The sequence below is a fragment of the Streptomyces sp. NPDC050263 genome, assembly GCF_040655955.1.
Classification (GTDB): domain Bacteria; phylum Actinomycetota; class Actinomycetes; order Streptomycetales; family Streptomycetaceae; genus Streptomyces.
The window spans coordinates 1-7,317 of the sequence record NZ_JBFAKW010000220.1; the positions used below are offsets into that span (position 1 = coordinate 1).

The 7,317-nt window shown below is 64.6% G+C and carries 9 protein-coding genes; 7 read left to right on the forward strand and 2 right to left on the reverse strand.

Annotated features, from left to right (window positions below; genetic code table 11):
- Together AB0J04_RS44675 and AB0J04_RS44680 are read left to right on the forward strand one after the other, a co-directional pair.
- Nucleotides 1-1,184 (forward strand): RHS repeat-associated core domain-containing protein (locus AB0J04_RS44675; RefSeq protein WP_363174460.1); only part of this gene is annotated, 1,184 nt, incomplete at its 5' end.
- The gene (locus AB0J04_RS44680) at nucleotides 1,159-1,551 is read left to right on the forward strand and encodes a hypothetical protein (protein ID WP_363174461.1); all 393 of its coding nucleotides are present in this window, start codon (nucleotides 1,159-1,161) and stop codon (nucleotides 1,549-1,551) included. The genes AB0J04_RS44675 and AB0J04_RS44680, both read left to right, overlap by 26 nt.
- An 832-nt stretch (nucleotides 1,552-2,383) precedes the next feature.
- Here AB0J04_RS44680 and AB0J04_RS44685 read toward each other — a convergent pair.
- The gene (locus AB0J04_RS44685) at nucleotides 2,384-2,827 is read right to left on the reverse strand and encodes an ATP-binding protein (protein WP_363174462.1); all 444 of its coding nucleotides are present in this window, start codon (nucleotides 2,825-2,827) and stop codon (nucleotides 2,384-2,386) included.
- Nucleotides 2,828-2,902: 75 nt separating this feature from the next.
- Between AB0J04_RS44685 and AB0J04_RS44690 the strand changes: the two genes are divergently transcribed.
- Both AB0J04_RS44690 and AB0J04_RS44695 read left to right on the forward strand, forming a co-directional pair.
- Nucleotides 2,903-3,730, forward strand: a complete 828-nt coding sequence (locus AB0J04_RS44690) for a helix-turn-helix transcriptional regulator (RefSeq protein ID WP_363174463.1) — start codon at nucleotides 2,903-2,905, stop codon at nucleotides 3,728-3,730.
- On the forward strand, nucleotides 3,711-3,890 hold the full coding sequence (locus AB0J04_RS44695) for a DUF397 domain-containing protein (RefSeq protein WP_363174464.1): 180 nt from the start codon (nucleotides 3,711-3,713) through the stop codon (nucleotides 3,888-3,890). Before AB0J04_RS44690 ends, AB0J04_RS44695 begins: the two co-directional genes overlap by 20 nt.
- Here the strand turns inward: AB0J04_RS44695 and AB0J04_RS44700 are convergent.
- Entirely contained in the window at nucleotides 3,874-5,043 is a 1,170-nt protein-coding gene (locus tag AB0J04_RS44700; protein ID WP_363174465.1) for a steroid 3-ketoacyl-CoA thiolase, read from the reverse strand. The genes AB0J04_RS44695 and AB0J04_RS44700 overlap by 17 nt on opposite strands.
- Nucleotides 5,044-5,204: 161 nt before the next feature.
- Between AB0J04_RS44700 and AB0J04_RS44705 the strand changes: the two genes are divergently transcribed.
- From AB0J04_RS44705 to AB0J04_RS44715, 3 genes are read left to right on the forward strand one after another with little or no spacing between them, the layout of a single operon-like run.
- A complete protein-coding gene (locus tag AB0J04_RS44705) occupies nucleotides 5,205-6,440 on the forward strand; it encodes a cytochrome P450 (RefSeq protein ID WP_363174468.1) in 1,236 nt (411 codons plus the stop codon).
- Between the two features lie 25 nt (nucleotides 6,441-6,465).
- Nucleotides 6,466-6,729, forward strand: coding sequence for a hypothetical protein (locus AB0J04_RS44710; RefSeq protein WP_363174466.1), 264 nt, complete (start codon nucleotides 6,466-6,468; stop codon nucleotides 6,727-6,729).
- Nucleotides 6,726-7,112, forward strand: a complete 387-nt coding sequence (locus AB0J04_RS44715) for a hypothetical protein (RefSeq protein WP_363174467.1) — start codon at nucleotides 6,726-6,728, stop codon at nucleotides 7,110-7,112. Before AB0J04_RS44710 ends, AB0J04_RS44715 begins: the two co-directional genes overlap by 4 nt.
- The last annotated feature ends 205 nt before the right edge of the window (nucleotides 7,113-7,317 follow it).

The following is a 7,317-nucleotide window of genomic DNA, read 5'->3' on the forward strand; positions in this document are numbered from 1 at the left end:
GCACCAACAAACTCACCTACCTGACGGGCGACCAGCACAACACCTCCTCGCTGGCCCTCAACCCGGACACCGGCCAGACCTTCACCAAGCGCTACCTGACCCCCTTCGGCGCGGACCGCGGCACCCCGCTGTACGGCCCCTGGCCCGACGACAAGGGCTTCCTCGGCAAGACGAAGGACGCCACGACGGGCCTGACCCACATCGGCGCCCGCGAATACGACCCTGCCATCGGCCAGTTCATCAGCGTCGACCCGATCCTCGCGATGGATGCACCCCAATCCCTCAACGGGTATTCCTACGCTGGCAACAACCCAGTAACGAGTTCCGACCCCACCGGCCTGTGCGCGGACTTCGACTGTCCGACGCGGCCCGGGCCGGGATACGAGAACACGACGCCCGGCCACACACCCGGACCACCGAAGAAGTCTGCCAACACGATCGCAGCCGAAAACGGAGAGTGCTACAACTGCGAGGGTACGGCTTCTAGCGATAGTGGCGGCAATGTAATTGTCCTTGCTGAAGTCCCTGAACCTCAGCAGTATGTATATCAGGCACCCAACGGGGTTTGTATTTTCGCTGTAGCCAGCAGTTGTGGAACCGGGGCGGTCGGGTCACCGCCGGGCGCATCTGACATACCTGACCTTCCCTGTCCCGCCGGCGAATCCCAGTGGGTTTGCAGCGCACGAAATCAGCTATACAAATTCGGAATGCTGACCGGTATGACTGGTGGCTCGATCGGTTTGTTCGGTTTGCGCCCGGGAACGCGATGGAATCAGTTGGTTCGCCTTCCTGAAGGGCTAACTAGGTCTCAGTTCTCTGAAATTGGTGGCGCATTCCGGAAGGAGCTGAATATCGACGCCGATGTTGTTGTGCAAGGGAGCCGGGTCACTGGAAATGTGACTGGTGCGTCGGACCTGGATATTGCGGTCAGGGTAACACCGGAGAGTTTCGATTCATTGGTGGCGAAGAGGTGGCCCAATGTGAAACCAGGGTCTGCGCAGGAGCGAACCAGGGACTGGGCTATTGATACGGGTAAGATCACGGCTGGTGACGCGAGGCCAAAGCTCAGCGGATTGCGTTCTCGGGTCCAGGCGATCCTGGGGGACAATGTTCACCACGTCGACGTTTCGATCATCAAGATGGGAGGTGCCTTCGATAATGGTCCCTTCATCGGCATCCGATGAATCAGTTTCTGCCAACGACCTGGACTGTTCGATCTATGTCGACTCGGCAAGTCAGGAAGCTGTCCTGAAGGCTGTCGAGAGGAAACTGGGTGGTACGACTGAAATGAACGACGTTTTGGTCTCCTCGACTGTAAGGGTGTATGTCGCTCACAATGATTATGAAGGTGATTCGACGGATCCATCAGATTTTATTGGTTGGCCCTCCGTTCTGGAGTGCGAGATTCTGAACGGGGTCAACGAAGAAACCTACATGGAAGATATTGGTGCTTCCTTGTCCGCCTTGTGGGAAACGGGTTTCCGAGCCGTGGCTGCCTGCAACTTCGAGGACCGTTTGCCAAGGGGTGGCGGTATTGGTCTATATTCCTGACGGGCTTCGGAGGTAAAGAAACCTTCGGTTTGTGAAATTTTACTGGGCGTGGCAGAGGTCAAGTTTGCCCGGTCCAGTCACCTTCGGCTGGACCGGAATCTAGCGTTGCATCCGGAGTGCGCAGTTGGCTGGCATCGGGCTCACAGTTGTTATCTAGCCGCGCGCGAATACGATCCAGCGGTCGGCCGTTTCGTCAGCGTCGCCCCGATCCTTGACATGAACGACCTGCAGACCGTCAAACGGCTACAGCGGAGGAACGTACATACGAGTGAGTTGGAGCGGCACTTGCGCGGTCTTGTAGCCGGGGGACGTCGGGCCGACTGAGGCAGAGCTGGGCTCTGGAAACCGGGAGAACGGTTCCCACGGAGGGGGCATGCGGCGCTGGGAAAAGGTGTTGGTGGCGTTTGAGCGCAGCTTCGGGACGGGGGAGCCTCCCACCCGGTTGGAAGTTGCGGTGGCTCGCCATCCGGTGCGGTCTGCGGGATCTTGTTGGCGGTCGCGGTCGCCTGGGCGTTGTCCGGTTTCGGCGATCCCTGGGTTCTGTTCCAGGCAGCTCTGTTCGGTGCTGGGGTGGGGCTGTGCTGCTGGGGTGCGGCCCGCCTTGCGCGATGGCAGCACGACTATGACGCGAGGACCGGCCGGTACGAGGAAGCACGGCAGGAAGCCATGCGGAAGCGGGCAGAGCCTCTCTCGCCGGGTGCGATGGTTCTGCGGCTGCTCGGCGCATGGGTAGTCATGTCAGGGGCGTTGTGGGCGATCGGCTCGCTGGATGACCCTCCCTGAGGCTTGCTGTGGTCTGCCGTTTTCGGAGCCCTGATCGTGGTGGGGTCCTTCACAACTGCCTGGCTGAAGCAGAGGCGTTCTCGGTGATCTCGAACCACACCGTCTTTCCGCCGCCGGGTGTCGGTGACACCCCCCACTTGTCCACCATCGCGTCCAAGAGGAACAGGCCTCGGCCGCCTTCCGACTCCGGGTGCAACTCCGCCGGGGTCGGGAGTAGTTGGCCGTAGTTGTCTGTCACCTCGGCTCTTACTCCCGCCGGTTGCTTCAGGAGGAGCAGCCTGCAGTGCCTGTCCGGGGCGTGGCGGACCACGTTGGCGATCAGTTCTGTCAGGGCCAGTTCGACCGGGTCCGTCAGGTCCTTCAGGTCCCAGTCCGCCAGGAGGGTGCGGGCGATTCTGCGGATGTGGCGGGCCGAGTGGGCGCCGACTGTCAGCGTCATCCGGTACTGCGTGGGGACCGGGGGCGCGTAGATCGAGGGGAAGTATCCGTTCACGGGACGAGGGTGACCTGCTCCAACTACTCTGGGCTACGTCGTGAATACAACCCGTTGTGTCGTGGGAGGCCCTGCGTGACCCATATCAACGTCCTTGATCCCGGAGCCTCGCCGCTCGACTACTACGGGTTCGAGCTTCGGCGGTTGCGGGAGGCCGCTGGACTTACGCAGCAGCAGCTCGGGGGCATCCTCAACTACACCGGGTCGCTCGTTGGGCAGGTCGAGACCGCGCGGAAGGTTCCCACCCCTGAGTTCAGTGAGCGGGTGGATGCGGCCCTCGGGACCGGCGGTCTGTTCTCGCGGCTCGTCGAGCTTGTGCTTCGCAGTCAACTTCCGGCCTGGTTCCGGCAGGTGGCGGAGCTGGAAGCGCGGGCCGCTGAGATCTGCACTTTCCAGACCCACCTGGTGCATGGCCTGCTCCAGACCCCCGCCTACGCGCGTGCCGTCCTCGGGGTGCTCGACAAGAACGACCTCGACGACCGCACCGCCGTCCGACTCGCTCGCCAGCGTATCTTCGAGAAGGGTGAACCGCCGGTCTTCTGGCTGGTGTTGAGTGAGGCCGCTCTGTGTCAGGAGATCGGTGGCCGGGTCGTCATGCGTGAGCAACTCGCCCATCTGTTGTCGTTCGAGGACGATCCCCGGATCAACATCCAGGTGCTGCCGTTCGCCGCCGGGGCGCATCCCGGGACGCAAGGCTCGTTCAACCTCTATCGGTTCTCCAGTGACCCGACCATCGTCTATACCGAGGGGTATGGCATCGGGTATCCGAGCGCGAACCCGGACACCGTCAAGGACTGTTCACTCCGTTACGATCATCTCCGGGCTGCTGCTCTCTCCCTCAAGGATTCGGCACGGCTGATCCGGCGAGTGATGGAGGAACGCTATGGAGAAGAACTGGCGTAGGTCTTCGTATAGCGGTGACCAGGGCGGGGATTGCGTCGAGATCGCCGAAACCCCCGCCACCGTCGCCGTCCGTGACTCCAAGAACCCGGCGGGTCCGGTCCTCGTGCTCCGGCCCGCCGTGTTCTCGGAGTTCGTCCGCTGGACTACAGCCGCTGGATGATCGTCCCCGTTGCCAGTGCGCCGCCCGCGCACATGGTGATCAGGGCGAACTCCTTGTCCGTGCGCTCCAGTTCGTGCAGCGCTGTCGTGATCAGGCGGGCTCCCGTGGAGCCGACCGGGTGGCCCAGGGCGATCGCTCCGCCGTTGACGTTGACCTTGGTCAGGTCCTGGTCGAAGACCTTTGCCCAGCTCAACACCACCGACGCGAACGCCTCGTTGATCTCGACGATGTCGATGTCCTTCAGGGACATGCCCGCCTTGCCCAGGACCGCCTTCGTCGCGTCGATCGGGCCGTCCAGGTGGAAGTGCGGGTTCGCGCCCACCAGGGCCTGGGCGACGATCCTCGCCCTCGGCCTCAGCTTCAGGGCCCTTGCCATGCGCTTCGACGACCACATGATCGCCGCCGCGCCGTCCGATATCTGCGACGAGTTGCCGGCCGTGTGCACCGCCGTCGGCATGATGGGCTTCAGGCGCGCCAACGCCTCCGCCGATGTGTCCCGCAGGCCCTCGTCCCGGTCGACCAGCCGCCACATGCCCTGGCCCGTCGACTGTTCCTCCTCCGTCGTCGGGACCTGGACGGCGAAGGTCTCCTTCTTGAAGCGTTCCTCCGCCCAGGCCGTCGCCGCGCGGGACTGGGACAGCAGGCCCAGGGCGTCCACGTCCTCGCGGGTCAGGCCCCGGTGGCGGGCGATGCGTTCCGCCGCCTCGAACTGGTTGGGGAGGTCTACGTTCCACTCCTCCGGGAACGGTTTTCCGGGGCCGTGCTTCGAGCCCGAGCCGAGGGGGACCCTCGACATCGCTTCCACGCCGCAGCTGATGCCGACGTCGATGACGCCCGAGGCGATCATGTTCGCCGTCATGTGCGACGCCTGCTGTGAGGAGCCGCATTGGCAGTCGACCGTCGTCGCCGCGGTCTCGTAGGGGAGGCCCATGGTCAGCCAGGCCGTCCTTGCGGGGTTCATGGACTGTTCGCCGGCATGGGTCACCGTGCCGCCGACGATCTGCTCCACGGCGTCGGCGGGGATGCCGGTGCGGCCGAGGAGTTCGCGGTAGGTCTCGCCCAGGAGGTAGGCGGGGTGCAGGTTGGCGAGCGCGCCGCCGCGCTTGCCGATGGGGGTGCGGACTGCTTCCACGATCACGGGTTCGGCGGCCATGGGTGCGGATCCCTTCGGAACTAGTACGTGTTCTAGTTCTGCTGAGTGCAGTCTGCTGACGTGATGTGGGTCACCGCAAGGGTCTTGCAGCCTCAAGCACCCTGAACTACCTTCACGGCAATCTGTATCTGATGACGTGTCAGATTTGGCTGGAGCTGCCCATGCCCTGTCCAGCGCTTCCCGACGGGTTCGACTTCACCGATCCCGACCTGCTGCAACACCGTGTACCCCTCCCCGAGTTCGCCGAGTTGCGGGTCGCCGAACCGGTCCGCTGGATCCCGCAGTCGGGCAACGTGGCCGGCTTCGAGGACGAGGGGTACTGGGCGGTCACCCGCCACGCGGATGTGAAGTACGTGTCCACGCATCCGGAGCTCTTCTCCTCCTACCTCAACACCGCGATCATCCGCTTCAACGAGCACATCGAGCGGGCTTCCATCGACGCCCAGCGGCTGATCATGCTGAACATGGATCCGCCCGAGCACACGCGCGTGCGGCAGATCGTGCAGCGTGGGTTCACGCCGAGGGCCATCCGTGCGCTGGAGGACCGACTGCGGGAGCGGGCCACCGCCATCGTCGCCGGCGCCCTCGCGCAGGGCGGTTCCTTCGACTTCGTCACCTCCGTCGCCTCGGAACTGCCCCTCCAGGCCATCGCCGAGCTGATCGGCGTGCCCCAGGACGACCGCTCCAAGATCTTCGACTGGTCGAACAGGATGATCGCGTACGACGATCCCGAGTACGCCGTCACTCCCGAGGTCGGGCAGCAGTCCGCCGCAGAGATCCTGGCGTACGCCATGAACATGGCCGCCGAGCGGCAGAAGTGTCCCGCCGGTGACATCGTCTCGACGCTTGTGGCCGCCGAGAACGAGGGCAATCTCAGCTCCGACGAGTTCGGGTTCTTCGTGCTCATGCTCGCCGTGGCGGGGAACGAGACGACCCGGAACGCCACCACCCACGGGATGCACGCCTTCCTCACCCATCCCGAGCAGTGGGAGCTGTACAAGGACCGGCGGCCCGACACCGCCGCCGAGGAGATCGTGCGGTGGGCCACTCCCGTCACCGCCTTCCAGCGGACCGCCACCCAGGACACCGAACTCGGCGGGAAGCTGATCCGGGAGGGGGACCGGGTCGGGATCTTCTATGCCTCCGCGAACCGGGATCCCGAGGTGTTCGAGGATCCCGATTCGTTCGACGTCACCCGGGATCCGAATCCGCACCTCGGGTTCGGCGGGGGCGGGCCCCACTTCTGCCTCGGCAAGTCACTCGCCGTGCTGGAGATCAACCTCATCTTCAACGCCATCGCCGACGCCCTGCCGGGGCTGCGGCTGGTGGAGGATCCACGGCGACTGCGGTCCGCCTGGATCAACGGGGTGAAGGAGCTGAAGGTCAGCGTGGAGTGAGTATACGGTGACGTATACTCCGGGCATGTCTGATGCGATGATTCGGGTACCCGCCGAGGTGCGGGACCGCCTTGCGGTGATCGCGGAGTCCCGGGGGACATCGATTCGTTCTCTGGTGCAGGAGTTCGCGGAGTCGACACTGACGGAGGAGGAGCGACGTGAGCGGGCAGAGTGGGCCCGTGGGTATCTGGCGGAGCATTTCGGCGTCGAGGTGACCGACGAGGAGAGTGCCGCGATGGGGCGCAAGCTCCGGGAAGCGTTCGCGCGGCCGCAGGGCGAGGCCGCGTGATCCTGTACCACCTCGTTCTCGACACCCCGACTCTGCTCGCGCTGTCGGGCGATCGGCAGGTGTCCACGTTGATCCACCGGGCCTACCTGGAGGCAGAGCCCCGCCTGTGGGTGTCGACGCTGTCGGTGTTGGAGGCCGATCGCGAGTACCTCGGGATCGCCGAGCATGTCGGGCAGTTGGAAGTCGTTCACACCGTCGATCTCGACTACCCGGCGATGCTCGCGGTGGCCCGGTTGCAACGTGACGGCGTACCTCCGGGGATCGGCGCTGCGATCCACGCCGCCGGTCACCTACCGGTGTGGGGCGCGGACGTGCTCGTCGCCACCGTGCATCCCAAGGCGTACGAAGGGCGCGGCGTACCCATCCTCGACCTCAACCGCTGAGACGACCGCGCGGTAGGCATGCGCGGCGGTAGGCATACGCATACGCCGAAGGCGGCGGCCCCCGGGGATCGGGGGGCCGGCGCCAGCGGGGGCGGCGGGGGGGGGGGGCGTGGGGCAGAAACCCCCGATGGGCATGCAGAAGTTTAAAGACCCCACCCCGGGGCCGGATGGGGGGTTAAGTGTTTACAGACCCCCCAATATATTG